Annotated in this window: 23 protein-coding genes; 10 read left to right on the forward strand and 13 right to left on the reverse strand. The window is 41.6% G+C overall.

What is annotated here, in order from left to right; translation table 11 throughout:
• The first annotated feature begins 94 nt into the window (after positions 1–94).
• The 8 genes from rsmA (at position 95) to BCY91_RS00690 (ending at position 6819) form a co-directional block, all read left to right on the forward strand.
• The gene (rsmA, locus tag BCY91_RS00655) at positions 95–880 is read left to right on the forward strand and encodes a 16S rRNA (adenine(1518)-N(6)/adenine(1519)-N(6))-dimethyltransferase RsmA (protein WP_120180082.1); all 786 of its coding nucleotides are present in this window, start codon (positions 95–97) and stop codon (positions 878–880) included.
• Between the two features lie 130 nt (positions 881–1010).
• The gene (locus BCY91_RS00660) at positions 1011–1937 is read left to right on the forward strand and encodes an NAD(P)-dependent oxidoreductase (RefSeq protein ID WP_120180083.1); all 927 of its coding nucleotides are present in this window, start codon (positions 1011–1013) and stop codon (positions 1935–1937) included.
• 135 nt (positions 1938–2072) lie between these two features.
• Positions 2073–2546, forward strand: a complete 474-nt coding sequence (greA, locus tag BCY91_RS00665; RefSeq protein WP_120180084.1) for a transcription elongation factor GreA — start codon at positions 2073–2075, stop codon at positions 2544–2546.
• 809 nt (positions 2547–3355) lie between these two features.
• Positions 3356–3640 carry a Sec-independent protein translocase subunit TatA/TatB gene (locus BCY91_RS17930; RefSeq protein ID WP_120180085.1) on the forward strand — a complete coding sequence of 95 codons (285 nt, stop codon included), beginning with the start codon at positions 3356–3358 and terminating at the stop codon, positions 3638–3640.
• A 23-nt stretch (positions 3641–3663) separates the two neighbouring features.
• The gene (locus BCY91_RS00675) at positions 3664–3843 is read left to right on the forward strand and encodes a Sec-independent protein translocase subunit TatA/TatB (RefSeq protein WP_120180086.1); all 180 of its coding nucleotides are present in this window, start codon (positions 3664–3666) and stop codon (positions 3841–3843) included.
• Positions 3844–3925: 82 nt separating this feature from the next.
• Positions 3926–5371, forward strand: coding sequence for an Asp-tRNA(Asn)/Glu-tRNA(Gln) amidotransferase subunit GatA (gatA, locus tag BCY91_RS00680; protein ID WP_120180087.1), 1446 nt, complete (start codon positions 3926–3928; stop codon positions 5369–5371).
• A 31-nt stretch (positions 5372–5402) separates the two neighbouring features.
• The gene (locus tag BCY91_RS00685; RefSeq protein ID WP_120180088.1) at positions 5403–6638 is read left to right on the forward strand and encodes a lytic transglycosylase domain-containing protein; all 1236 of its coding nucleotides are present in this window, start codon (positions 5403–5405) and stop codon (positions 6636–6638) included.
• 4 nt (positions 6639–6642) lie between these two features.
• Positions 6643–6819, forward strand: a complete 177-nt coding sequence (locus BCY91_RS00690; RefSeq protein WP_120180089.1) for a LysM peptidoglycan-binding domain-containing protein — start codon at positions 6643–6645, stop codon at positions 6817–6819.
• On the opposite strand, the gene BCY91_RS00695 is transcribed toward BCY91_RS00690, so the two are convergent.
• The 10 genes from BCY91_RS00695 to BCY91_RS00740 all read right to left on the reverse strand — a co-directional run bounded on the left by BCY91_RS00695 (position 6816) and on the right by BCY91_RS00740 (position 18393).
• Positions 6816–7685, reverse strand: a complete 870-nt coding sequence (locus BCY91_RS00695; protein WP_245988958.1) for a mechanosensitive ion channel family protein — start codon at positions 7683–7685, stop codon at positions 6816–6818. The genes BCY91_RS00690 and BCY91_RS00695 overlap by 4 nt on opposite strands.
• A gap of 138 nt (positions 7686–7823) precedes the next feature.
• Positions 7824–10205: a TonB-dependent receptor gene (locus BCY91_RS00700; RefSeq protein ID WP_182995269.1), complete on the reverse strand. Its 2382-nt coding sequence runs from the start codon at positions 10203–10205 to the stop codon at positions 7824–7826.
• A gap of 435 nt (positions 10206–10640) precedes the next feature.
• A complete protein-coding gene (locus BCY91_RS00705; protein ID WP_120180091.1) occupies positions 10641–11822 on the reverse strand; it encodes an anhydro-N-acetylmuramic acid kinase in 1182 nt (393 codons plus the stop codon).
• A 1-nt stretch (position 11823) separates the two neighbouring features.
• Entirely contained in the window at positions 11824–12732 is a 909-nt protein-coding gene (locus BCY91_RS00710; RefSeq protein ID WP_120180092.1) for a glycosyltransferase, read from the reverse strand.
• Positions 12733–12737: 5 nt separating this feature from the next.
• The gene (locus BCY91_RS00715) at positions 12738–14222 is read right to left on the reverse strand and encodes an oligosaccharide flippase family protein (protein ID WP_120180093.1); all 1485 of its coding nucleotides are present in this window, start codon (positions 14220–14222) and stop codon (positions 12738–12740) included.
• A gap of 1 nt (position 14223) precedes the next feature.
• The gene (locus BCY91_RS00720) at positions 14224–15396 is read right to left on the reverse strand and encodes a hypothetical protein (RefSeq protein ID WP_120180094.1); all 1173 of its coding nucleotides are present in this window, start codon (positions 15394–15396) and stop codon (positions 14224–14226) included.
• On the reverse strand, positions 15393–16091 hold the full coding sequence (locus BCY91_RS00725) for an FkbM family methyltransferase (RefSeq protein WP_120180095.1): 699 nt from the start codon (positions 16089–16091) through the stop codon (positions 15393–15395). Before BCY91_RS00725 ends, BCY91_RS00720 begins: the two co-directional genes overlap by 4 nt.
• A gap of 83 nt (positions 16092–16174) precedes the next feature.
• Positions 16175–16897, reverse strand: a complete 723-nt coding sequence (locus BCY91_RS00730) for a hypothetical protein (protein ID WP_245988959.1) — start codon at positions 16895–16897, stop codon at positions 16175–16177.
• A 27-nt stretch (positions 16898–16924) separates the two neighbouring features.
• The gene (locus BCY91_RS00735; protein ID WP_120180097.1) at positions 16925–17749 is read right to left on the reverse strand and encodes a glucosaminidase domain-containing protein; all 825 of its coding nucleotides are present in this window, start codon (positions 17747–17749) and stop codon (positions 16925–16927) included.
• Between the two features lie 8 nt (positions 17750–17757).
• Positions 17758–18393 (reverse strand): O-methyltransferase, encoded by a 636-nt coding sequence (locus BCY91_RS00740; RefSeq protein WP_120180098.1) that lies wholly within the window; start codon positions 18391–18393, stop codon positions 17758–17760.
• Positions 18394–18485: 92 nt separating this feature from the next.
• On the opposite strand from BCY91_RS00740, the gene BCY91_RS00745 reads away from it, so the two are divergent.
• Positions 18486–19865, forward strand: a complete 1380-nt coding sequence (locus BCY91_RS00745; protein WP_245988960.1) for a voltage-gated chloride channel family protein — start codon at positions 18486–18488, stop codon at positions 19863–19865.
• Positions 19866–20135: 270 nt separating this feature from the next.
• Here the strand turns inward: BCY91_RS00745 and BCY91_RS00750 are convergent, their stop codons facing one another.
• Positions 20136–21200, reverse strand: coding sequence for a branched-chain amino acid aminotransferase (locus BCY91_RS00750; protein ID WP_120180099.1), 1065 nt, complete (start codon positions 21198–21200; stop codon positions 20136–20138).
• 135 nt (positions 21201–21335) lie between these two features.
• Positions 21336–22673 carry a D-alanyl-D-alanine carboxypeptidase gene (locus tag BCY91_RS00755; protein ID WP_182995270.1) on the reverse strand — a complete coding sequence of 446 codons (1338 nt, stop codon included), beginning with the start codon at positions 22671–22673 and terminating at the stop codon, positions 21336–21338.
• A gap of 127 nt (positions 22674–22800) precedes the next feature.
• On the opposite strand from BCY91_RS00755, the gene BCY91_RS00760 reads away from it, so the two are divergent.
• Positions 22801–24048 (forward strand): aspartyl protease family protein, encoded by a 1248-nt coding sequence (locus tag BCY91_RS00760; RefSeq protein ID WP_120180101.1) that lies wholly within the window; start codon positions 22801–22803, stop codon positions 24046–24048.
• 77 nt (positions 24049–24125) lie between these two features.
• Here the strand turns inward: BCY91_RS00760 and BCY91_RS00765 are convergent, their stop codons facing one another.
• A complete protein-coding gene (locus tag BCY91_RS00765; protein ID WP_120180102.1) occupies positions 24126–24524 on the reverse strand; it encodes a DoxX family protein in 399 nt (132 codons plus the stop codon).
• Positions 24525–24550 lie beyond the last annotated feature (26 nt).

A 24550-nucleotide genomic window follows, 5' to 3' on the forward strand; every position in this document is an offset into this window, starting at 1 on the left:
GCTTTCTAAATTCGTTGCAAAATAAAGATTTTGGAACGAATGTTAATTTTAAAGCTCAAACTTTCCTTAATTTGTAGCTCATCTTTTTAGGGATATGGCCGACGTAAAAGCGAAAAAACATTTAGGACAGCATTTTTTGACCGATAAAAATATTGCTGAAAAAATTGTGAATAGCTTGGTGCATCATCATCAATACCAGCAAGTTTTAGAAGTTGGGCCGGGCATGGGGATCCTGTCGGATTTTTTGTTGCAGAAGAAAGAATTTGAGACTTATTTAATTGATATTGATACAGAATCTTTTGAGTTTTTGAAGAAAAAATATCCGGATTTAGGCAATAGGCTGCTGAACGCAGATTTTCTGCAATTGGATTTCGACAGCGTTTTTCCGTCTAGCTTTGCTATCATTGGCAACTTCCCTTATAATATCAGCTCACAAATTTTATTTAAGATTTTGGATAACCGAAGCCAAGTGCCAGAGGTGGTTGGGATGTTCCAAAAAGAAGTGGCCGAGCGTTGCACAGCGAAAGCCGGAAGCAAAGAATACGGAATTTTGAGCGTTTTTTTACAGGCTTATTATAAGTGCGAATATCTTTTTACGGTTAAGGCAGGCGTTTTTAATCCGCCACCAAAAGTGCTTTCCGCTGTAATTAGACTAAGCAGAAACGAAGTTAAGGAACTAGGATGTAACGAAAAACTATTTTGGCAAGTGGTAAAAGCAGGGTTTAACCAACGAAGGAAGACTTTGAGCAATGCTTTGTCGGGAGTTATCCCAAAAGATAAACAGGATGAAAATAAGGTTTGGACATTAAGAGCCGAGCGATTGAGCGTAAGCGATTTTGTGGATTTGACTAATCTGATTGAGAAGAGCAATAATAGTTAAGAGATACTAAAATTGGGCCTTTATACATTGCATTGCGGAGACATTTGATTGACCTTTACTATAAAGAAATCGAATAAAATAAATATAAAAACAAGTCTTTCTCCGTTGGAGAAGGATTTAGATGAGGCAAATGAAAAAAATATTAATAGTTGATGATTTACACCCAGCTTTTAAGTTAGAAGCTGAGGGAATGGGTTTCGAGGTGGATGACCTTCCGCTGATCAAAAAAGCGGAAGTGCTAGAAATTTTGAAAGATTATGAAGGTTTGGCCATCCGCACCAAATTTAGGGTGGATGCCGAAGTTTTAGCCGCCGCGCCTAAGCTCAAGTTTGTGGCAAGGGCAGGCGCTGGGATGGACAATATTGATGTAGACATCGCGGAAGCAAAAGGGATTAAATTAATTAACGCACCAGAAGGTAATGCAGATGCGGTAGGCGAACATACTTTGGGCATGTTGCTTTCGCTGATGAACAACTTCCGCAAAGCCGATACCGAAATCAGAAACGGCATTTGGGATAGGGAAGGCAACCGTGGGTACGAGCTGATGGGAAAAACCGTAGGGATAATCGGCTACGGCCATATGGGCCAAGCTTTTGCCAAACGTTTGGCGGGTTTTGGCGTTAAAGTTATCGCATATGATAAATACAAAACCCGTTTTACCGATGATTATGCCAGCGAGGCCAGCATGGAAGAAATTGTGAAATACTGCGATGTGCTAAGTTTGCATATCCCGCTTACGCGCGAAACCAAACAGATGGTAGATGAAGAATACTTGCGCCATTTCCGCCGGCCGATATTCTTCTTAAATGCCGCCCGTGGCGAAATTGTAAATACAAAGGCGGTTTTAAATGCTATTAATAGCGGACAAATTTTGGGTGCAGGTTTGGATGTTTTAGAAAAAGAAAAATTCCCGACCTTGGGCGAAGCAGATTTTTACGAAGCGCTAAAAAACCACCCAAAAGTGCTTTTAACACCGCATGTGGGCGGTTGGACTTTTGATTCGTACCGTAAAATTTCTGAGGTTTTAGCGCGTAAGCTTAAAAATTTGGAAATATAAAATCGAATTTTATATCTTCGTGTTGCACCAAACAAGACTATGTATGCGAAAAGCAGATGTAGTCTTGTTTGTTTTTTAGAGCTTGGCCAACGCCGGGCTTATTTTTTTCAATAAACATAAAATACAAAGAAGAAGATGGCAGATGTAGCTTATTTCACCAAAGAAGGTTTAGAGAAATTAAAAGAAGAATTACACTACCTTAAAACAGAAGGCAGAAAGAAAATATCGGCAGCTATAGCCGAAGCCAGAGATAAAGGCGACTTATCCGAAAACGCAGAATACGATGCCGCTAAAGAAGCACAGGGCTTGCACGAAACCAAAATTGCGCAATTAGGAAATGTTTTGGCTAACGCCCGTTTAATTGACGAATCAAAGCTGGATGTGTCTAAAGTTTTGGCCTTGTCTATCGTGAAGATTAAAAACGTTAAAAACGGCGCTACCATGACTTATCAGCTGGTTTCTGAAAACGAAGCAGATATGAAAGCGGGGAAAATTTCTGTAAAATCTCCAATTGCAAAAGGCTTGCTGGGCAAATCTGTCGGCGAAATTGCGGCCATTGAAGTGCCTGCCGGTAAAATGGAGTTCGAAATTTTAGATATCAGCAGGTAGGTTGGTTTATTAGTAATTAAGAGCTCATTGGTTCATTAGGCCTGTTAAAACGGGTTATTTAGTTCATTAGTAATAGGAGCTCATTGGTTCATTAGACTTGTTAAAACGGGTTATTTAGTTCATTAGTAATAGGAGCCCTTGGTTCATTAGGCCTGTTAAAACGGGTTATTTAGTTCATTAGTAATTAAGAGCTCATTGGTTCATTAAGCTTGTTAAACGGTTATTAGCTCATTAGTGATTAGGGGTTCATTAGGCGGAAGAAATGCTTAACTAGCGAATATTGAACTACTTGTTGAAACTTACGATTTTTTCTAGCCGTGCGCTTTAAAAAATCGATTTCTATGATTTAAGCAACTAATATTTTATTATTATGTAGTGTGGAAAAGGAGCAAATTACCGTGCATTACAGCAAAATCAAGTTCGTCTTTTGAAACATATGTGCCGATGAGATAATTGAAATCCATAACTTTGTCTTTAGTAGAAATCCGAGATTAACCTGTTTAAGCACAATCGATACCTTGCTAACGAGCCCAGAGCTCCAATTTCTATTTGATGCCTGCTCTGCTAACGCGCCTCTGTCAGCGTTAATCTTAAAATCAAATTCAAGCTATTAGAAGGTAACCCTAAAATACGTTGTCACTGTCGAGGCTAACCTAAAGGCAAGTCTGCTCAGCACATCCTTACTCCTTTATCTTTACCCCCATCCCAAAAACCAAGCTCATTTTTTTATCGTAAATTGGACAAAAGGCAAACAAAACTGTAAAAAATAAAATAGCTATATTTGCGTTCTCTTTAACATTCACATTATCATGCACATCAGCAATCTGTTATTTCTGAATTTAGGGACGCAAGAAATCATCTTGATTTTGTTTGCCGTGCTTTTGCTGTTTGGCGGAGAAAAGCTTCCCGAGCTGGCCAGAGGGCTGGGCAAAGGGATTAGAGAGTTTAAAGACGCAAGCGACGGGGTGAAAAGAGAAATTCACCGTAACATTAACGAGCTTACTGCCGAAGAAGAGCTAAAACGCGATGATGAGTTAGATAAAGAAGCACGGCGCAACAGGCAGGCGCAAAGCGAAGAGAATAAAAACGATTAACAAACAAATTAAAATCAAATAAAATGGGTTTAGGTGCTCCAGAAATTATCTTAATTGTGTTAGCCTTATTGTTGTTGTTTGGCGGCAAAAAAATTCCGGAACTGATGAGGGGAATGGGAAAAGGCGTAAAAGAATTTAAAGACGCACAAAACGGCGTTGACAGACCAGAGAAAACCGAGGAAAATCAACAACAAACACGCTAGTTTTCCAAATTATTTTGGGAAATTTCTAACCTTGAACGTCCGAAATTTGTAATTTCGGACGTTCAAGGTTTTCTTTTATACCATGCTTACACAAAAAATTAAGTCCTACACCACTTTCTCGGATCTGCAACAAGACTTAAACGCCGGTACGGTGCGCGTTGAAGATTTGGTGAATTATTACTTAGGTAGGATTGAAGAATATAAGCGGCTAAACGCCTTTTTAGAGGTTTTTGCCGATGAGGCCTTAGCCAAAGCGGCAGAAATACAAGCCAAAATAGACAATGGTACTGCAGGCAAACTGGCAGGGATGATTATTGGATTAAAAGATAATATCTCTTTCAAAGGGCATAAAATGAGTGCCTCCTCCAAAATATTGGATGGTTATGAAGCGGTTTATTCTGCCACTGTGGTTGAGCGCATTTTACAAGAAGATGCCATTATCATTGGCCGCTTAAATTGCGATGAATTTGCGATGGGCGCTTCAAACGAAACCAGTTATTTTGGCCCCGTAAAAAATTATATTGATGAAACTAAGGTTTCAGGCGGTTCTTCTGGTGGCTCGGCAGTAGCGGTGCAGGCCGATTTGTGCTTTGCATCCTTAGCTTCCGATACTGGAGGATCCATCCGCCAACCCGCAGCTTTTTGTGGCGTATTTGGCTTAAAACCAACTTATGCCCGCGTATCCCGTTACGGCGTGGTTGCTTATGCTTCCTCTTTTGACCAAGTTGGCCCCATAGCCAAATCTGTTGAAGATGTGGCTTTGCTTTTAGAGGTAATTGCCGGACGGGATGCCCATGACGGAACTTCATCCAGCGTTCCTGTTCCTTCCTACGCTAGCATTGTAGCTAATTATAACTGTAGCGATAAAAAACGCATCGCTTACATAGAAGAAACTTTACATGCCGAAGGGTTGGATCCCGAAATTAAAGCCAATACCCTGGCTCAGATAGAAAACTTAAAAAAAGAAGGCCACACGGTAGAACCTGTTTCTTTTGAATATTTGGATTATGTAGTTGCCGCCTATTATATTTTAACCACTGCCGAAGCTTCCTCTAACTTGGCGCGTTACGATGGCGTGCATTATGGTTACCGCAGCGATCAGTCGGCAGATTTAATTAGCACCTACAAGAAGTCGCGGTCCGAAGGCTTTGGCGACGAGGTAAAACGCCGTATTATGCTTGGAACCTTTGTTTTAAGCGCCGGTTATTACGATGCTTATTATTCAAAAGCGCAAAAGGCAAGGCGTTTAATTAAAGAAAAGATGGATCATATTCTGGAAGATTATGATTTCATTATCACACCTACTACACCTGCGCCAGCTTTTAATATTGGCGAGGAGCCCAGCGACCCTATGGTAATGTATTTAGCAGATATTTTTACCGTTGGCGCTTCGTTGGCGGGTTTGCCTGCAATTTCTTTGCCCTCGGGCAATAACCAAGCAGGCTTGCCGTTAGGGCTACAAGTTATTGGCCGCAGGTATAAAGAAGAAGACTTACTGGCTTTCTCAAAATGTATCCAAAAAATTTAGCTCCAACAAATATCGCCACAGCAAAAAAAGAATGATTAAAACATCAAAGTTTTTTGCGTTGCTATGCAGTATTGTGTTTGCACAATTAATTTGCACAGCCGCAACACACAGAGATAGCGTACAAACAGGGCGCTTAACCCTTAAAGAATTTAGAGCAATAAAAAAGCTGGTGAATGCCGATACCAGCTTAGTGCCGGCGCAAGCCAACCTACAACTGGAGGTTTTAAAATACAAACCCAACCTCATTTACAAGTACCGTCTGGATTCTATCCAAACCCCTATTTCCTTAGATTACAATCCCTACGTACAAACCTATATAGATATTTTTTTAGATAAGCGCAAAGAAGAGATGGCGCAAATGCTGTCTTTGGGAAAGTACTATTTTCCAGTTTTTGAAAAAGCGCTGAATGCCTACGACATTCCAACGGAGTTTAAATATCTGCCGGTGATCGAGTCGTCCATGAATCCTTTAGCCGTATCGCGCGTAGGCGCTACCGGTTTGTGGCAGTTTATGTACACCACCGCTAGAATGTACGATTTAGAAATTAACAGTTACGTAGATGAGCGCCGCGACCCTATGGCGGCCAGTTATGCTGCCGCACGTTACCTGCGTGATGCTTTTAACGAGCTTGGCGATTGGCTGTTGGCTTTAGCATCGTACAATTGTGGGCGCGGGAATGTGGCTAGGGCAATTGCACGCGCGGGCGGTTCTCGCAATTTTTGGGATATCCAACCTTATCTACCTAACGAAACAAAAAATTATGTTCCGGCTTTTATTGCCGCCGTTTACGTGATGAATTATTATCCGCGCCATCCGGAAATTGTTTTTAAAGATGAAGCCCCCTTACGCACAGATTCTATATCGGTAAATAAATACATTTCTTTTGATAAGATTGCCGGCGCATTAAATATGAGTGTAGGCGATTTAAAAAGCCTAAACCCGGTTTATAAAAAAAACATCATTAACGGTACGGCAAGTGAACCTAAGAGCTTGGTAATCCCAAAGCTAAAACATAGCGATTACGCCAGTTTTTTTGATGCGGTGAATGATGACGAAGAAAGCGGCTTGAAAATTTTACCCGCAAGCGAAACTGCGGGGCAGCACACTTACACAACAAGTAACGTGCATGTGGTTAAAAAGGGAGAAACCTTAAACGCTATTGCCGAGAAATACCGTGTGGAGGTACAGGATATTAAAGTATGGAATAACTTAAAAGGTTATACCATAGGAATCGGTCAGAAATTGCTGATTAAAAAAAGAAGCTGAACCTTTGAAAAAAGACGCCCCAAGCCCTAGCTATGTTACCTACAAAGTGAAAGCTGGGGATAACTTATCAAAAATCTCGGAGCGCTTTGGCAATATTACCATTGCTGCTATCAAAAGCTTAAACCAGTTAGAAAGCAACGTACTTACCGTTGGGATGCTTTTGAAGATTGCGGTGCCTTAGGCCGAAATACTTTCTATCTTTAACGGCACCTCCGATAAAGATTGTCCGCCTTTCATGGCAAAGTCTAGCGTGCGTATTGGGAAAGGTAAAGTGAAACCGGCTTCATCATAAGCCTTTTTAATCAAGATAATTGCTTTACTGCGCGCCGTTAAATAGGTTTTCTGCTCGGTGTCTTTAAGCCAAATGCGCAGCTTAAAATTGATACAACTGTCTGCAAACTCTTCATAGTAAAACTCTACGTCTTTTGCGCTGTTGCGTTCTTCTATGCCGCTAACGGTTTCTATGGTTAAGGCACGTACTTTTTCTAAATCGTCGCCCTGCGAAACACCTATTTTCATATCTAAACGCCTAATTCCGCTAGAGCTATAGTTAAGGATTGGGTTTTGAAACACCTGTTTGTTAGGGATAATGAGTCTTTGCCCTTGGAGCGTAGTTAACGCGGTATCGCGTAGGTTGATGGCATCTATCCTACCTTTATAAGTACCTAATTCTACCAAATCTCCCACATTAAACGGGCGACGGAACGACATAAAGATTCCGGAAATAAAGTTAGATGCGATATCCTGAAAAGCAAAAGCCAGGGCTAAACCCAAAATTCCGGCACCGGCCAAAGCGGTAGTTACGGCTTTATCTAAGTTTAATACATCAAGCGCGGTAAACAAAGCAATGCCAACCACTACAAAATAGACAAAAGAAGCGAACAGCTTATTTACGGTATGCAAACGTGAAATGCGCTGTACCATTTTTAACGCAAAGCGCTCCATTACTTTAGCTATAAAAAAGCCCAACACAATAATGAGCGCAGCAATAACCAAATTGGGCAATAGCTTCACAAAATTCTCGAACCAGGTTGTCAGCTTGTTCATGATCAAGCTGTATGCTTTATTGATATCCACGTTTTGTTTTTATCGGTGCGTACCAATTATATTGCCAATTGTTAAAAACAAAAAGCCCCTGTACATTCATGGCGTACAGAGGCTTTTTCACGAACAAAAAAATCAATCTTAAAATTTTAGATTCAATGAAACTAAAAAGTTGGTTTCTGCCTGTGGGAAATAATAATTACTGGTAGATATAGAGCCGTCGTAAATGCTGCTGAAGGTATAGCCGTTGCTTTCGTACAATTCATTGAAGATATTGTTTACCAATAGCCCCAACTCTATTGCTTTTACACCTTTTAAAGCAAAGTTGTAGTTTAACCTTAGGTTGTTTACAAAAAAGGCGTCCAGCTTGCGGTTATCGTTTGAGGTATTGTCGAGATACTGCTTGCTCACATATTTACTCAATAAAGCTACCTCAAAAGCTTTTATTGGGCGGTACGCAATGGTGCTTGAACCCACGTAGTTGGGAGAAAAAGCAATATCTGTTTTTGTATATTCATTTTTCTGCTGACCCACAAAATCGTAATCGGGACCACTGTACTGGTCAATAAACTCCACAAAATTTTTCACCTTATTTTGGCTAAAGGTGCTGGTTAAAGCCCAACTAAGCTTTGGCGAAATGCCAAAAGTTGCATCAAGCTCGATACCGTTGCGGTAGCTGTCTTTCACATTTGAGCGTATATAGCCGCCTACATCGTTAATTTGGCCGGTTAACACCAATTGGTCTTTGTAGTTCATTAAATAAATGTTTGCTCCGGCAGATAACCAGCTTTTTTTAATGCGGTAACCAATTTCGATATCGTCTAAACGCTCTGGTTTTGGACGGGTGTTGGTGCTAGATTCTGTATAATCTTTTCGGTTGGGCTCGCGGTGCGCTACCGCATAAGATGCGTAAAAATTGCTTTCCGGGTTGATGAAATAAGTAAAACCCAGCTTTGGATTAAAGAAATTCAGCTCATCATCTTGTGCCACGTTGTTTAAATTTCTGTCGTAGCCAGAAAATTGATAAAAGATATGGCGGTATTGCATATCCGCGAAAAGCGAAATGTTGTTTAGGCGGTAGCTGCCCTTAGCGTAGATGTTGAAGTCGGTTTTAAAAGCACTGTCAAAGTAATATTTGTCGCGAATGCCGGATTGCGAAGCGTAGCGCGCCCAAATTATTTCGCCAAAATGGTCGCCATCATACTCATTATATGCACCGCCCAAAGTAAAATCGGTTTTGTTATCGGGTTGGTAACGCACAGCGTAAGTTGCGCCATAAAACTTATTGGATAGCCAGCGCCTGCGGATAAGATCTGTTTTGGCAATGGTATCTGTACCGATGAAAAGCGTATCTAGGCCGTACTTGGCAAAGCCTTGCTTGTCTTTAAACTCTTCGTAATAGCCACGCCCTTTGGTGTAATGTAATGCCGCATTAGCGGATATTTTATCCGAAAAGCTTTTGGAATAAATCAGCTGGTAATGGTCTTGCTGATAGTTGTCGGTTTGGTTATCATAAGTAAACTCATTAAAACGTCGGTCGGTTTTCAGTTTGTCTTCTGGCACGCCGTTCCATGCTTGGTAGGTTTTTTCGGTGCCCGAGAACACATTTACACGCAACAGGCTGTTGTTTCCGTAATAGGCGCCAGAGGCGAAAAATGATTTTAGGTCTGATGATGCCCTATCGATATAACCGTCAGAAACAATGCGCGACAAACGGCCGTCAAAAGCAAATTTGCCGTTGATTAAGCCGGTGCCTATGTTTAGCGAGTTTTTTAACGTTTGGTAAGAGCCACCGGAGTTGTTTAATTCAACATAAGGGGCATCCGCTAACTTTCCGGTTTGGATGTTCAGGCTTCCGCCAAATGCGCCCGCCCCGTTTGTAGAAGTGCCTACGCCCCGTTGGATTTGGATGTTATCTACGGATGTGGCAAAATCTGGCAGGTTAACCCAAAAAGAACCTTGGCTTTCCGAATCGTTATACGGGATGCCGTTGATGGTGACGTTGATACGCGCCGCATCCGAGCCACGGATACGCAAACCGGTGTAGCCTACGCCAGCGCCACCATCAGAAAAGCTAACGACGCTAGGCGTTTGGTCCAGGAGATAAGGCAAATCTTGCCCGAAGTTGTTTTTGGCAATGTCTGCTTTAGATACGTTTTTAAAAGTGGTTGCCGAGTTCTCTGAAGCACGGGTAGCGTTTACCACTACTTCATCTGCCAGTAAGGAACTTGGCTCTAAAGCGATATTAAAAGTTTGGCTATTGCTGAGGCTAATGGTTAGTTTTTTGCCGTGATAGCCCACAAAGCTTACACTAATTTGGTGTGTGCCTGTTTTTACGTTGTTGATTTTGTAAATTCCATCTGCATCGGCAAGGGAGATTTGTCCGTCATCTAACCTAACGGCGGCGCCACTTAAGGCTTGTTTTGTTGTTGCATCGGTAATTTTACCTTGTAAAGTTACCTGCGCCCAAAGCAGTCCCGGTAGCATCGCGCTAGCGAAAAGCAGGGTAAAAAATTTTTTCATGTTAAAAATGTTTTAAGTTAACGAAACTGCATAGGGGTTATGCCGTTTACCAATAAATTAACTTATACCTTTTGTCCCTACGTCGGCATTATCCGAATCAGGTGCATGGAAAGGTTTAAGGTGGAGGGTTTAAGGTTTAAGGTCGCGATCCTTTTTACCTTTTATCTTATGCCTTTTGCCTTCCATTGGGTATGTTCTCAGCCTGTTTTTGTATTTGTGCAGATGGCTCGCATCCGGTTTACACAAACAAGGCACCCCTAATGATGCGGCAAAGATATCAATTATATCGAGATAAAAAACTTCGACTTGTGGTTTGGAACCACGGAGGACACGGAGGTTTGCACGGAGATGGGGAGTATAGTGGGAGATAAAAACACGATACATGAGAACATAGAGGGAGTATGCTAGTTTTGCGCGCTTTGCGCACTCACCGCCCTAATCAGGCAAGCTGATTTTCCCCATGCTGAGCGTTGCCTCGCCAAATACTGATGGGTCGCCGGCGAGCGTTTCATTAGCTAGCAAAGCAAAAAGTAAAGCTTCTTTGGTATCTGGGTTAAAGCCTAAAGCACGGAAATTTTTGAAGCTAAAATTAGGCAAAAGTGATTGCAGGTTTTGCATCAACAGAGGGTTATGGACGCCGCCACCGCTTACAAAAATACTAGAATGGCCATCAACATTTTGGTTGATAGCCTTTGCAATGCCTTCTGCGGTAAATCTGTTTAACGTGGCAAGGATGTCGGTTTTTGAAATTGTGTTTCTTCCGATTTTCTGTATTGCATCCCCAAGATAATGTAGATTAAAAAGCTCGGGGCCAACGGTTTTTGGAGTTGGTTGAGTGAAAAACGGGTGTTGTAGTAAAGTGCTTAACAAAGCTTCGTCAATTTTTCCTTGCAACGCTAAAGTGGCATCTTTATCAAAGCTTTGGTTTGCAAAATTTGCCCTCACATACTGGTTCATCAGGGTGTTTCCCGGACCGGTATCGGTGCTGAGAACGTTTTGGAAACTGCTGTTTTTGGGCAATAGCGTAAAGTTGGCAATGCCGCCGATGTTGAGTAAAACTCGATTTTCCTCCGCTGAGCGGAACAGTAAATAGTCGCCGTAAACGGCCAGCGGTGCGCCTTCTTTACCTTCGGCTATGTTTTTTTGCCTAAAATCCGACAGCGTGACAATGCCTGTTTCTGTAGAGATTTGATCCGCATCGCCCAGTTGCAAAGTGGCGTTGCCGAAGCTATCTTCAGTCCGTAACTTCTTGGGGCTGTGATACACGGTTTGTCCGTGACTTGCAATGGCATCTACAGCCTCTTTATCAACCTTGTTTTTTTGCAAAAATTGCTTAACCAGTTTTCCGTGTAAACGCCCCAATTCGGCATTAAGCAAACAAAGCTTTTCTAGATCAACCTGCGGTTTAAAGCAAACGGCTTCTAACAAATTTGCTATTTCCGGCGGATACGCAAAGGTTTCAAAAGCTAAAACTTCGGCTTTGGTGTTTAAACCACTGCCCGATATTCGGCATAAAGCTACATCTAAACCATCTAAAGAAGTGCCCGACATTAAGCCCACAATTAAGCGAGAGGTTTTTTGGGCAATGTCTGTTAAGCGTTTTAGGGATGTTGGCATATCAACTAGCTTTAAGCATCTTCCGCAAAAATTTTACACCGCGTTGCCATAAATTGCCTTTGCGCGTAGCATAAAATTGGCGTACGGCGCGATACATCATTTGATTTTCGGCAACTTCTGTTGGATACTGCGTGATAGGGTGTGGGTAAATCTCTACGTCGTAAGTGCTCTCAACATCAGAATGTACGCCCGAACCATCATGGCCGATATTTTGGATAAGCGAATGCGTGACATTTAAAGCTAAGCCTTTATTTAAAAAAACAGAAGCGTACCAGCGGATAGCCCAAGAGCTGTTTTTTCCGGCTTTAAAAGCGTTCATCTGTTTCCAGAAATTCATTTTGCCATCAAAGGTGAAATCATTTATCTTTTGTGCATCAAACTGCGACATTAAATCGTCGATGTCCGGGTTAAACTTATCCCAAGCACGTTTCCAGCTTGCCCAACCGCAACTGTGCGGCGTACGGTAAAAGAAAGTCTGGGGCATGGCTTCCGTAACTTTAAGCGGGTGCATAGATGCGCAAATGTGATAAACCCGTTCGTCGTCCTCATATCGCTGCAAAGCATCATTTAAATAGCTTAGCGTGTGTGGCGAGCAAACTAAATCGTCTTCAAACACTAAAAACTTTCCAAAGTTATCGCTCAAATAAGTTACACCTTTAATGATAGAACTGGCCAAACCCAGGTTTTTGTGTTGCTTTACAATAGTGACCGATTTAAAACCATCAACGGTAGCAATATAATCTGCCACTTGCTGCACCGCTTTTTGGTCCTTCTCTGCCTTGGCGCCATCGGCAAAAATAAACAAGTCGCTATCTTTTGCTAGGTGGTTAGCTTGCAAGCTTTCAACCGTTTTTTGGGTGTGATAAGGCCGGTTGTAAACAAAAAGCGCAATAGGTGCAGGAGCGTTCATGGTCACTATTTTTTAAGTTTGATAAGCAGTTGGTCTATGGCTTCGTTTATATCGGCCGAAATTTTTAAGAAGTAAATAAGCCCTGTGTACAACAAAGCCATAAGTGCAGAGCGTATGGCAACATCCACAAAAAAATTATCGACATAAGGTAAATAAACGCCCACTAATAGTACAAAAGCGCTTATCAGCATCACTTTTACAAAGCTAAACCTAAAGGGTTGAAGTTTAAATTTTACAAGGAGATAAATCCAATAAAAAAAGTTTAGGGCAAACATGGTGAGCGTATAAGCCAAGGCCGCACCTATAATCCCGAAATTGGGGATAAACAACATGTTAAGCAGGGCACAAACAGCAGCAGCCACAATCAGGATGTACATAATTACCCTGTAATTTTTAGAGAAACTGATGATAGCGCCGTTTAAACCGCCTGTGATATCGCACAAAAAGCCAATAGCCACAACAATAAATACGTAATAAAGCTCGGCGTATTCGGGTTTTTTAAGGATAGTTAAGATGTTGTGCCAGTTGGCAATGAGCCCGATAAGCAATAAACAACCGATAATGAACTGCACTAAAGAAGTTTTGCTGTAAATTTTGTTGATGCGTTTTAAATCGTTTTTACTCCAGGCATCAGCAATAATCTGATAAGAGGTAGTACTTAAAGCCTTTGCGGGCAAGCTGATGACCACCGCCATAGAAAACAGCGTAAAGTAATAGCCCACTAGGCTTTCGCTAGTATAAATTTTAAGCATTATGGTGTCGATGTTTTGGATCATGGTGATAGACCCGCCCGCCAACATAGAGTAAACGCCGTATTTCAGGATTTCGGGCGATTTTTCTTTTACCGGTTGTTGAATGTTTTTGAAACGGATTAAATCCAAATGCTTTAGGTAAAGCAACAGCAGCAGCAATAACAGCGCGTTGGTGCCAATGTACCAAAACACAAAATCGCCATAATTAAAAAATTGCAAATACACCAGCAATACGCCTATGGTGGTAAAGCCTTTAAGGGCAACCTCGCGCATAAAAGCCGGTAAAATATTGTGATAGGTGGTGCGAGAAAAAGTCTCTGCCAAATTATACCACAGCGTAAAAAGCGCAACCGGGATTACCGTGTAATAGTAGCGGCTAAAGTAAGATGAGCCGTTACTGTCGGATTTTAAATCGATAATGTATTCTTTACCGAAAATATAAAAAGCAGTAACTATCAAAAAACCGATGCTGGTTGCTTTAAGCACATAAGTTGGGAAGCCGTTGTGCGTGCGGTCATCGCTTTTAAAAAAGGGAAAGTAGCGGGTAATTACGCTCGAAAATCCCAATCCGGCAATTTGCGTGTACAGCAACGTTACCGAAATAAGCAAGGCAAAAAAGCCAATTTCTTGCGGTGTTAAAATACGCTGAAACAGTACAGTAAGGTTAATAAAACCTAGTGCTGTACCTATATAAAGCGTGATGCTGTTAAAAAAGCCTTGTTTTTTTAAAAGATTCAAATCAGGAAGTTAACTGTTTAACAAGTTTAGGATACAAATTTACAGGCTGATATGCTCTGGTAACAAATTCGGCTTGCGTTTTCAATGCTTCAAGTTCTGCAGGGTTTTTAATAAAATTGATCAGCACGTCGTTCAAGTTATCCCCGTAAGTTAAACAAAAGGGCGCAATATCCGGGTCAAGTTCGTAGGTGTACGGAAATATCCCGGGCTTTCCGGCTTTTATCATGTTAAAAACTACGCCCGTTTCTTTGGTTTGCCCGTACTTGCTTTGGGTGTTAAGGCTGGCTTTCAAATTTCCCAAGATAATATCTGCCGAATACAAACGTCTGTCGAAACTATCCTCATCAATAAAAGTGGTGTTGTAAACGAAATCAATACCCAGCAATTCTAATTCCTTGATTTTTGCCAGCAAAGCTTGCGAGTTAGCAGGTATATAACCCAATAAATCTATGCAAAGTTTACCTGCAAATTGGGTGTGTTTGTTTTTCAGCATCGCAAACAGCCCGTCATAATCGCGCCGGTGATTATCTACAGATCCGGGAATACAGACGCGTAATTTGCTATTGTCTTTTGAAAGGTCTTTATAATTTTCGCGCACACTAAAAGGGAATACCACAATTTGCGATGCAGGTAAATAAGCGCTTAAAAAATGCTTTTGGCTCTGGCTGTAAACAAGTACTTTCTGCTGGTTTTTGTTAATATGAGCCAACATTTTTTGCCGGTGACTATGTTTAGATAAACCCTTTAAAAAGTATTTAATTGGCAGATATAAGCGCTGTTTAAGGCTACCAACGTTGTGTTTTAAACGATATTTTAAAAGCTGGAATTGTTTGTTTGGAGCATTATCAAACCAAACTTCGGAATTGTGGATGGTGAGCACTAAACTCTTCCAGTTTATAGCAGAAAATTGCTGATGATATTTGGATAATGTATTGATATGCAACACGTCGTAACCAAATTGATTAATCTGCTTTAGAAAACTTGCGGTGCTTTGCGAAGCCTTTTTTTCGATGATGCTAATCCGGTCTTCATTTTGCAATGATTTAAATACGCCGAAAGATGGTAAAGCATAAACTGTTACCTGATTTTTTGAGTCGCACGCATAAGTAAGCGCCAAAGCTTTAACGGCACTATAGTGGTTTAACTCGCAAATTTCGACAATGGCGATTTTCAAAGCTGGTTTTTATTAACGAAAAAAGATTCTGCATAAATGATGCTGCCGTCTTCTTTGCTTTTTGTTTGGGTATAATTGCCTTTAAACTCGAAGCCTAAGCCAACCAACATTTGATAAATGCCGTCAAAAAGCAACTGGCCTTCGTAAAGCTCCACAAAAGAGGTTTCTATTAATACGCAATCTGCTTTCTTAAATGTTTCGGCGCCGCCTTTTATCACTTTATCTTCAAAACCTTGCACATCTACCTTAATCATAAACTTTCCTTTAATGGGCAGCTCAGCGAAAAGCAGGTCCAGCGTTTTAACGGTGATGCTTTCGGTTTCTACAAAATTTGTTCCGGCAAAAACTTCGTTGTGGAGCTTTGTCATAGGCAACAAAGAGGAGCTTGGCGAATGCGCACTGATGTTAATCTCTTGCATTTCATCGGTCTCGCCCAAAGCGCAATTGTACGTTTTGATGTTTAAAGACGCGGTATTCTGCAACAGCTGGTTATAGCATTTTTTAATAGGTTCAAAAGAAATAATATTGGCCTGTGGCAATATCTTGTGTATAAGGTTGGCAAACTGCCCTGTGTTGGCACCCACATCCAATACTGTTTTGATGTTGCGCTGTTGTAGCCACAGGTTATTATCGGGCCTAACTAGTTTTACGATAAGCCCCATTTTATAAAAAATATCTTGGATAAATTTGATCATGCGTTTTTGTGAAGTACGTAAGTTTTGAAAGGCTAAATTTACAATTAGCTAAGCAATTTATAATATAGCCAACAGGTATATTATCACTCCCCAATCGGTTTTAAATCGCTTAAATCTTGCGCATCCGCAGAGAGCATAAACTTTTGATAGGCCATTTTAATATAGCTTGCCAAAACATAGTCGTTAGCTTTCATCACAAAATCGTAAGTGGGGCGGTAATTGAGCATAAAAATTAATAACCTGTCGCCTTTTAAGCCGGTAATCCTCTGTACCAAAGTTTTGTTGAAAATCTGGTCGATCATGTTGTTTTGGTAATCGCGCTCCATTACTTCCATCAGGCGCCTGGCATTTTTGCCTTCTTTGCTAAAAGCACTCCATATCGCGTCAATACTTAAGCCCACGCCGCCGCTTTGTCCGATAGCCAATAGGTCTTGATTGTTGCCCAGTCTAACGGCTTGGTTAAATGCTTTCTTAGCCTGCTCGTAACGTTCTTTAGCACTTAAAAGCGAATCTTTAACGGTAACCTGCGGTAAAGGAATAGCCAAACGTTTGAGGTAAAAGATGATAACACCTTGGTTACCTACCTTTACGGTATCGCTGCGGTAATTTTCTAAACGGGCAAGCAATAAATCGCCTTTACGCGCCACCAGCGAGAACTCTCCTTTGCTGTTGTTGTAAATGGTTTCCTGGCTGCGCAAATTGCTGATGCGTACGCGCGCTAAACGCTGTTTGGTGTCTTTATCAAACACCAATCCCGTAAAGGTTTCTTGTTGCCCAAATACATTTAGGCAAGCAAAAAAGAACAAAAATGTGCAAATAAAGGACCGCAAAGGTTATTTTTTAACTTTCAAAGCCTGACCAATTTTTATCGTATCGTCAGTCATATCGTTTAAAGCTTTTAGCTCATCAACAGTTAGTCCAAAACGTTTAGAAATGTTATAAAGTGTATCTCCTTGTTGCACAATATAATTATCGCCGGCAATAATTGGGGCTACATCTTTTGGGCGGTCTTTTTTTGCCTCATTGGGGATGTTTTTGTTGATGTCTGCCAGGACCTTGTCTTCACGCTGTATTTTCTCGTATTTCCCTTCCGGGCGATCGTAGCGGTCTAAACCGTAGCGTTCAATCAAACTGATCAATAGCTCCGGATAGCGCGGATTAGTGGCATAGCCGGCCTGCTTTAATCCTACCGCCCAGCCTTTGTAGTCGTTTTTATCCAGCTCAAACAAAAAAGCATAGCGCTTGCGTTTTAAAAATTCCGAATGGTCGCGAAAGCTTTCCTCGGGATTTTTATACACCCGGAAACAATCATCTTTTTGGTCGTCGTCTTTATAGTAGCCTTTACCCTTCCAATCGCTGGTGCATTTAATGCCAAAATGGTTGTTGGCGTATTTAGCTAAATCACTTTTGCCGGTGCCAGACTCTAAAATGGCCTGCGCCAATGTGATGCTGGCCGGTATGCCATATTGGTTCATTTCCTTTACGGCGATGGTTTTAAACCTTTCTATATAAGAGGCAACTGTGTAATTGGTATAATTGCCAGATGTTTGTTTATTAGCGCTTTTTTCAATTTGCCGGTTTTGCTGATGGAAGTTTTTTTTAGACGAACAAGAGGCCAAAAAAGCCAGACCCAATAATCCGCATAGCAGTTTTTTCATCTCGATATTTATTTTTTTCTAACCACAAATAGTCCGTCGCGCACAGGTAAAATCAATTTATCCACACGTTCATCGGCCACCACACGCTCGTTAAAAGTATGGATATTCGCCGTGTCTTTGTCGTTAATCTTTGTTAAAACTTTACCGCTCCATAAAACATTGTCGGTAATAATCATTCCGCCGCTCCGCACTTTATCAAATACCAGGTTGTAGTAATTTTCGTTGTTCTTTTTATCTGCATCAATAAAAACCAGATCGAAAACCTCGTTTAAAGTAGGGATAATATCCATCGCGTTGCCTATGCGATAATCTATCTGGCTATCATAATCCGAACTTGCAAAATACCCGCGCACGCGTTCTTCCAGCTCCTCGTTAATATCTAGGGTGATAATTTTACCTTCTTTTTGTAAACCCTCTGCAAAGCATAAAGTGGCATAACCGGTAAAAGTGCCGATCTCCAAAATTCGCGTTGGCGCCATAATTTTAGAGAGCATGCTTAAAACCCGCCCTTGTACATGGCCAGAGAGCATCCTAGGCATTAGTACTTCTAGCTGCGTTTCCCTATCAATTTTCTTCAACAGTTCCGGTTCTGGGTCGCAAAAAGCTTGTAGATAAGCCGTTAAGTCATTTTCTGCAAAACTCATGGCGCAAAGTTAAAAATAAGGTGCGGAAACTGTTAAATTGCTTCGGCGCAGTTTTTTTATAAATTTCTATTTTTGTACAAAGCCTCAAAAACTTGAAAAATCAACAGCAAAGTCCGCTTTCCGAGAAATTCCAAATCGTGAAATACGTTTTAAAGTGGCTTTTATTGAGTTTCCCCCTGGGTTTGGCGGTAGGCAGCATGGTTGCCTTGTTCTTATGGTTGCTCACCAGTTCTATCTTTTTCCGTTTTTCGCACCCTTATCTGCTGTATTTTTTGCCTCTGGCGGGGCTAGCCATCCATTTTATGTACAAGCTTTGGGGCAAAACATCAGAAAAAGGGAATAATTTGATTATGGACGAAATCCATAAGCCTGGTGGCGGGGTGCCTCCGCAAATGGGACCCTTGGTGCTTTTTACCACGGTAGTAACGCATTTATTTGGTGGATCTGCCGGCAGAGAGGGCACTGCGGTACAAATAGGTGGCAGTTTGGCCCAACTGCTGGCAAAAATATTTAAACTTTCGCAGGCAGATGTGAAAACCTTACTCATGGCCGGTGTTGCCGCCGGTTTTGGAGCCGTTTTTGGCACGCCTTTAACAGGTGCCGTTTTTGCCATTGAGGTTTTGGCATTGGGCAAAATGAAGTACGATGCCATAATCCCTTGTCTTTTTGCCAGCATTGTAGGCGATTTTACCGTGAGCGCATGGGGATTAAACCATACCCACTACCGTATAGATTTTGTAGAAAACACCAACTTCTTTTTATCTAATTATTTGCATTGGGATATTTTGCTCATCGGTAAAATTTTAATTGCTTCGATAGCTTTTGGTTTGGCGAGCTATTTATTTGCCGTTTTGGTGCACCGCATTAAAAATTTGTTTGGCAGTGTTTTTAAAACGCTTTGGCTGATTCCTTTTTTCGGTGGCGTGGCGATTATCCTATTGACGTTTTTGGCAGGCAAACCCGATTATTTAAGTTTAGGCGTAAACCCCGAATACGACGGCGCGGTGACTTTGGTTTCTGCCTTTAAGGAAGGCGGGGCAGATGCTTTTAGCTGGTTATGGAAAACCTTTTTTACCGCTGTTACCTTGGGCACAGGCTTTAAAGGCGGAGAAGTTACGCCTTTATTTTACATTGGCGCCACTCTGGGCAACAGCCTAGCCACTTTGATGGATGCCCCGGTAGCCCTGTTTGCCGCTTTGGGTTTTATTGGCGTGTTCGCCGGCGCTACCAATACGCCCTTAGCCTGCACTTTTATGGGAGTCGAGCTGTTTGGCGGGCATTACGTGCTATTTTTCGCCATTGCCTGTTTTGTGGCCTATTTTTGCAGTGGGCACTCGGGCATTTACAGCTCGCAACGTGTGGGCGTACCTAAGTTGGCACAGTCTGCACATTTGCAAAACCGCACCTTAAAGGAAGTTGATGAAGCGAAGCAAGGCTATTTGAAAAAGAAGCTGGGCAAGTACAAATTTTAGGGACAACCTGGGTTTGATTGCTTCTGTAGGCGATCATCATTATCGGATATTGAAAAGCGATTAATTGTTTCGGGCTTTAGCCCGATGTACGGTAGTGCTCATACCGCTTTAGCCGAATTTTACCGGGTTTTGGCTAAAGCCGTATATATAATCTCCTAAAAAAAAACGGGGCTAAAGCCCGTTCCTATTTAAATCAAACAAGCTTAGTAAAAACAAAAACGGCCGTCTCTGTATAAAAAGACGACCGTTTTTTTGCGATTTGTTTTCGCTTTAAATCATATAATTCCAGCCGCGGGTATCTTCCACTCGGCCGTATTTAATGTCGTCTAAAGCTTTGCGCATTTTGTTGGCAAATTCGCTTTTTGATGGATCGGGCAATACGTAGGTTTTGCCATTATGGTACATTTCTGCAACAGAGGCAATGGTGGCTGCGGTTCCTGCGCCAAAGGCATCGGTACAGGTGCCATTTTCAATAGCTTCTAAAACTTCGGCTACGGCTACTCTCCGTTCTTCTACCTCCATGCCCCAACTTTTAGCAAGGGTAATAATGCTATCGCGGGTAACGCCGTCTAAAATAGTGTCGCGGGTGGATGGGGTCACCAATTTTCCGTTAATCACAAACATCGCGTTAGCAGCTCCCATTTCTTCCACATACTCATGGGTTTTAGCATCTGTCCATAATATCTGGTCAAAACCTTTTTCTGAGGCCTTTTTGCCCGGGAAGAGTGAACCTGCATAATTTCCGGCAGCTTTTGCATAACCGAAACCGCCTTCCGCAGAACGGGTGTATTCTGTTTCTATCTTAACGTTTAGGTTTTTAGAGAAATAAGCGCCAGTTGGGCAAACCAAAACCATAAATTTATAGGTGGTAGACGGTGCTACGCCTAAATACGGGTCGGTAGCAAACATAAACGGGCGGATGTACATGGTATATCCTTCTTTGCTTGGCACCCAATCGCGGTCAATATCAACCAGTTTTGCAATACTTTCGATAAACATTTCTTCTGGCAACGTTGGCATACACATGCGCTCTGCCGAGATATTGAAACGTTTGGCGTTTTTATCCGGACGGAAAACGGAAATTTTACCGTCATCATGGCGGTAGGCTTTTAATCCTTCAAAAAATGTTTGTCCATAATGTAAAGCAGAAATGGCCGGACTTAAGCTAATATCGCCAAAAGGGACTATCTCAAAGTCTTTCCAGGCTCCATCTGCATAAGTGCCGATGAGCATGTGGTCCGAAAATGTTTTACCAAAAGGCAGATTTTCAAAATCTACGTTTGGGAGCTTTGAGTGAGCTGCTTTTGTAACTTTGATAGCTAATTTGTCTGACATGACTGTATAATATAAGGGCGGGCAATTTACAAAAATGTTACCTGAAGAACAAAGCGTAAGCCCCGGCGCAAGAAATTAAATTTGGCAAGAATTAGCTTCCGAAATCTTTGTTCTTTTATCCTTAATCTTTACTCGCTAATAATTGTCATGCACAAACTTTAAGATGCGCTCCACCTCTGCCTTAACAGTTGCTGTGGGCTGCATAAAATTGTTGTTCATAAAAGAGAAGATGTACTTTTTGCCAGATACGCCTATTAAATAACCGCTTAAATTGTAATTATTGCTTAAACTGCCGCTTTTAGCAAAAACGTAGGGGGTGGCGCTGCCGGTAAACATATTTTTTAAGGTGCCGGTTTTTCCGCCCGCGGCCATTAAACAAAAAAGGCGGTCCTCGTTTTGCACTTTATTATAAATTTTTTGTAGCACAAAACCCAAATCACGTGGCGTAATTAGGTTCATCCGAGATAGGCCAGAAGCATCTACCCACTGAAATTTATCGGGCACATCTGCCAAAAAGGTTTTACTTGTTACAGAAATTGCGCTATCGCTACGCATGGTCAAATTATTGCTTACCGCGCAGTTTAACAGCATTTCTTCGGCTACAAAATTATCACTGTTTTGTAGCAAAAGCTTATAAAGGCTGTCGGCCTTAATGCTGTAAAAGGTTTTGGCATTCAGTGGAAGTTTACGCCACGGGAGCATGGTAACCGGATCCAAAACTTGTCCGGTAGCTAGCAAAGTATCCGTTAATAAGCTCTCTACTGTGTTTTTATCAAAACGCAGGGGAACTTTTTGTTGGTAACCATTAGGCAAAGTCGCCGGCAGTTTTAAATCATTGCTTTCTGCCGCCCTTTTGGCCACTTTTAAGCTGGCATTACTGCCAACATCGTTCAAAAACATCGTAGATAAGTCTGGGCACATGAGTACTTTGCCCTGCTCATCTTTACGCAGACTAACCATATTTCCATACATTGGGAAAGCGTTAAGCTCTGCTTGGAAATCCTCATTATAATCATCCCAGTTCCAGCCTTTTCCGTAACGTTCTCCTTGGTATCGCCCGCTAATAAGGTAAATTTTTTTGTTCGAATTTTTTAAGAAATCAAATGCTTTCTGCTCTTTAAAACTAGGGTGCAAAAAGCTGGCATCGGCCATAGGCCAAATAAATAAAGAATCTTTGCGCGTGGCGTAGTTAAATGCCGCTACAGAATCGCCCAGCATATTTAAAGCGGTATAAAAACTGAGCAGTTTAATGTTTGATGCGGGAATGAAGTATTTATCGGCATTTTTTTGCAACATGGCTTTATCGGCGCCAAGCTCTTTTAAATAAAATCCCACTTGGTGCTGTTTTAGCACTGTCGAGTTTTTGAATAATTCGTCGATGTTTTGATAGGCCTTAGGTTGCGGTTTTTGTACCGAGCAAGAAGCTATAAACAAAGCAAACAAAAGAGCGGGGGCGAGAAAGAATTTTTTCATATTACAATTAGACGTGCAAATTAGTAAATTGTAGGGTGTAAAGATGCAAGTTTGAGGGCCAAAAATCTTAAAAGCAGAATTTGACTTTGTAAAACGCAAACACCGATTATACACCCAATAAATAGCAATGGAAAGCTTACAAGCTATGAAAGCCATCCGTACAGTTTTTTTGTTTTTGGCTTTTTCCGCATTTACTATGCCAAGTAGTGCACAAAAACACTTTGTGCTTGATGGGAAAAGAACACAAGATTTAATTCCTTTTAAAAAAAGCCGGGGTTTAATTATCGTAGAAACATACATCAACAACAAGGGGCCTTTTAATTTTATTTTAGATACCGGTGTGGGCTCTGTTTTAATTACGGATGCCAAGCTAAAAGAGGCCTTGAATTTGAAGTTTGTGCGCAAAATAGAAATTAGCGGTTTGGGCGAACAAAGTGCTTTAGAAGCTTATACCGTCCCGTTTTTAAGCTTTAGCATGGGCGCGGCGCATTGCAAAAGCATATCTGCAGCGATACTTTCTGAAGATGTTTTCGACCTTTCGGGATATGTGGGGATGCCTATACACGGGCTATTGGGCTTCGAGTTTTTTAACAGCTTTGTGGTTAAAATTAATTACGAAGCCAGCGTGTTGAAAGTGTTTAACGGTGAAAAACCACGCTTATATAAAAAGGGCACAAAGTTTCCGCTTACGCTGATAGACAACAAGCCTTACATCCAGGCAACGGTTGAAACCGACGAAGGCAAAAAATACCCGCTAAACCTGTTGATTGACTCGGGAAGCGGACAAACTTTATCTCTGGAAAGCTATCAGCAAAAGCCATTTGATTTGCCTCAAAAATTTATTCCTGCCAATTTAGGAGTGGGTTTAAGCGGAAATATCAGAGGTTTTAACGGGCGTATCAAAAACTTCACATTAGGGAAATATAGCCTAAACAGCGTGGTTTGCAGTTTCCCTTACTTTGAAGATGTTGGCGCCAAAACCAGTGCCAGCAATAGAAACGGCAGCATTGGCAACCCCATGCTTTCGCGCTTTAGCGTAGTGTTCGACTACCATAAACATCAGGTGTATTTAAAACCCTTGCCCAACTATAAAAAACCCTTTGCGGTTAACAACAGCGGTATCGAATTGGTAGCCAGCGGCGATAGCTTTAACCATTACCTTATCAGCCGGGTTGAGCCACAATCTGCCGCTGAAGAATTTGGTGTTTTGGTTGGTGATGAGTTGGTAGCCATCAACTTTAGGAAGGTGAATACGATGAGCTTATCCGAAATTATGAAGTTTTTTTGCGCAGAAGACGGGCGCACCTTATTTATAGAGATAGCGCGCGGTGACGAATTTATTGCCGGCATACTGAAATTAAAAAGTAGAATTTAAGCCGGTTTACTCTTCGCTATAAAACAAAAGGCAAGAACGCCGCCCGCTCTTACCTTATTGATTAATTTTTTAGGGCTTTAATCCCACTTGTTTTTGCTGGATAAGGCATATTTTCCGCCACCGCTAATGGCTAACGAAAGTGCGCCGGTGATAAACAAGCCGAGCAATTCTACCGCCCATCCGCCGGCTTGGTTAAGTTGGAAAATATCCGCAGAATGCACCAAAAGCATGGCGGTTATGGCTCCTAATATCAAAAAAATGGCAGCCAAACGCGTGCGGTAACCAATAATAATTAGCAAAGGCGCAATAACCTCTGTGATGTAAACGCCGTAAGCTACAATTCCCGGAATGCCCTTTTCTGCCAGCATACCTTCAATAAAGCCGATACCTTTTAGCTTTGCAACGCCGTGCATCAGCATTAAAATGCCCACGCCCAGGCGCAGAACCAGCAAACTTAAATCTCTGTTTTTGTTCATGTGTTAAAGATTTTGAGGATGATGAA

It is taken from the genome of Pelobium manganitolerans (assembly GCF_003609575.1).
GTDB lineage: Bacteria > Bacteroidota > Bacteroidia > Sphingobacteriales > Sphingobacteriaceae > Pseudopedobacter > Pseudopedobacter manganitolerans.

Coding starts and splice junctions, on each gene's coding strand:
- BCY91_RS00765 (WP_120180102.1), bottom strand. CDS start 24,524: ATGAACAAAAACAGAGATTTAAGTTTGCTGGTTCTGCGCCTGGGCGTG.
- BCY91_RS00740 (WP_120180098.1), bottom strand. CDS start 18,393: ATGAGTTTTGCAGAAAATGACTTAACGGCTTATCTACAAGCTTTTTGC.
- gatA (WP_120180087.1), top strand. CDS start 3,926: ATGCTTACACAAAAAATTAAGTCCTACACCACTTTCTCGGATCTGCAA.
- BCY91_RS17930 (WP_120180085.1), top strand. CDS start 3,356: ATGCACATCAGCAATCTGTTATTTCTGAATTTAGGGACGCAAGAAATC.
- BCY91_RS00660 (WP_120180083.1), top strand. CDS start 1,011: ATGAAAAAAATATTAATAGTTGATGATTTACACCCAGCTTTTAAGTTA.
- BCY91_RS00725 (WP_120180095.1), bottom strand. CDS start 16,091: ATGATCAAATTTATCCAAGATATTTTTTATAAAATGGGGCTTATCGTA.
- rsmA (WP_120180082.1), top strand. CDS start 95: ATGGCCGACGTAAAAGCGAAAAAACATTTAGGACAGCATTTTTTGACC.
- BCY91_RS00755 (WP_182995270.1), bottom strand. CDS start 22,673: ATGAAAAAATTCTTTCTCGCCCCCGCTCTTTTGTTTGCTTTGTTTATA.
- BCY91_RS00735 (WP_120180097.1), bottom strand. CDS start 17,749: ATGAAAAAACTGCTATGCGGATTATTGGGTCTGGCTTTTTTGGCCTCT.
- BCY91_RS00700 (WP_182995269.1), bottom strand. CDS start 10,205: ATGAAAAAATTTTTTACCCTGCTTTTCGCTAGCGCGATGCTACCGGGA.
- greA (WP_120180084.1), top strand. CDS start 2,073: ATGGCAGATGTAGCTTATTTCACCAAAGAAGGTTTAGAGAAATTAAAA.
- BCY91_RS00695 (WP_245988958.1), bottom strand. CDS start 7,685: ATGAACAAGCTGACAACCTGGTTCGAGAATTTTGTGAAGCTATTGCCC.
- BCY91_RS00760 (WP_120180101.1), top strand. CDS start 22,801: ATGGAAAGCTTACAAGCTATGAAAGCCATCCGTACAGTTTTTTTGTTT.
- BCY91_RS00710 (WP_120180092.1), bottom strand. CDS start 12,732: ATGAACGCTCCTGCACCTATTGCGCTTTTTGTTTACAACCGGCCTTAT.
- BCY91_RS00685 (WP_120180088.1), top strand. CDS start 5,403: ATGATTAAAACATCAAAGTTTTTTGCGTTGCTATGCAGTATTGTGTTT.
- BCY91_RS00675 (WP_120180086.1), top strand. CDS start 3,664: ATGGGTTTAGGTGCTCCAGAAATTATCTTAATTGTGTTAGCCTTATTG.
- BCY91_RS00750 (WP_120180099.1), bottom strand. CDS start 21,200: ATGTCAGACAAATTAGCTATCAAAGTTACAAAAGCAGCTCACTCAAAG.
- BCY91_RS00705 (WP_120180091.1), bottom strand. CDS start 11,822: ATGCCAACATCCCTAAAACGCTTAACAGACATTGCCCAAAAAACCTCT.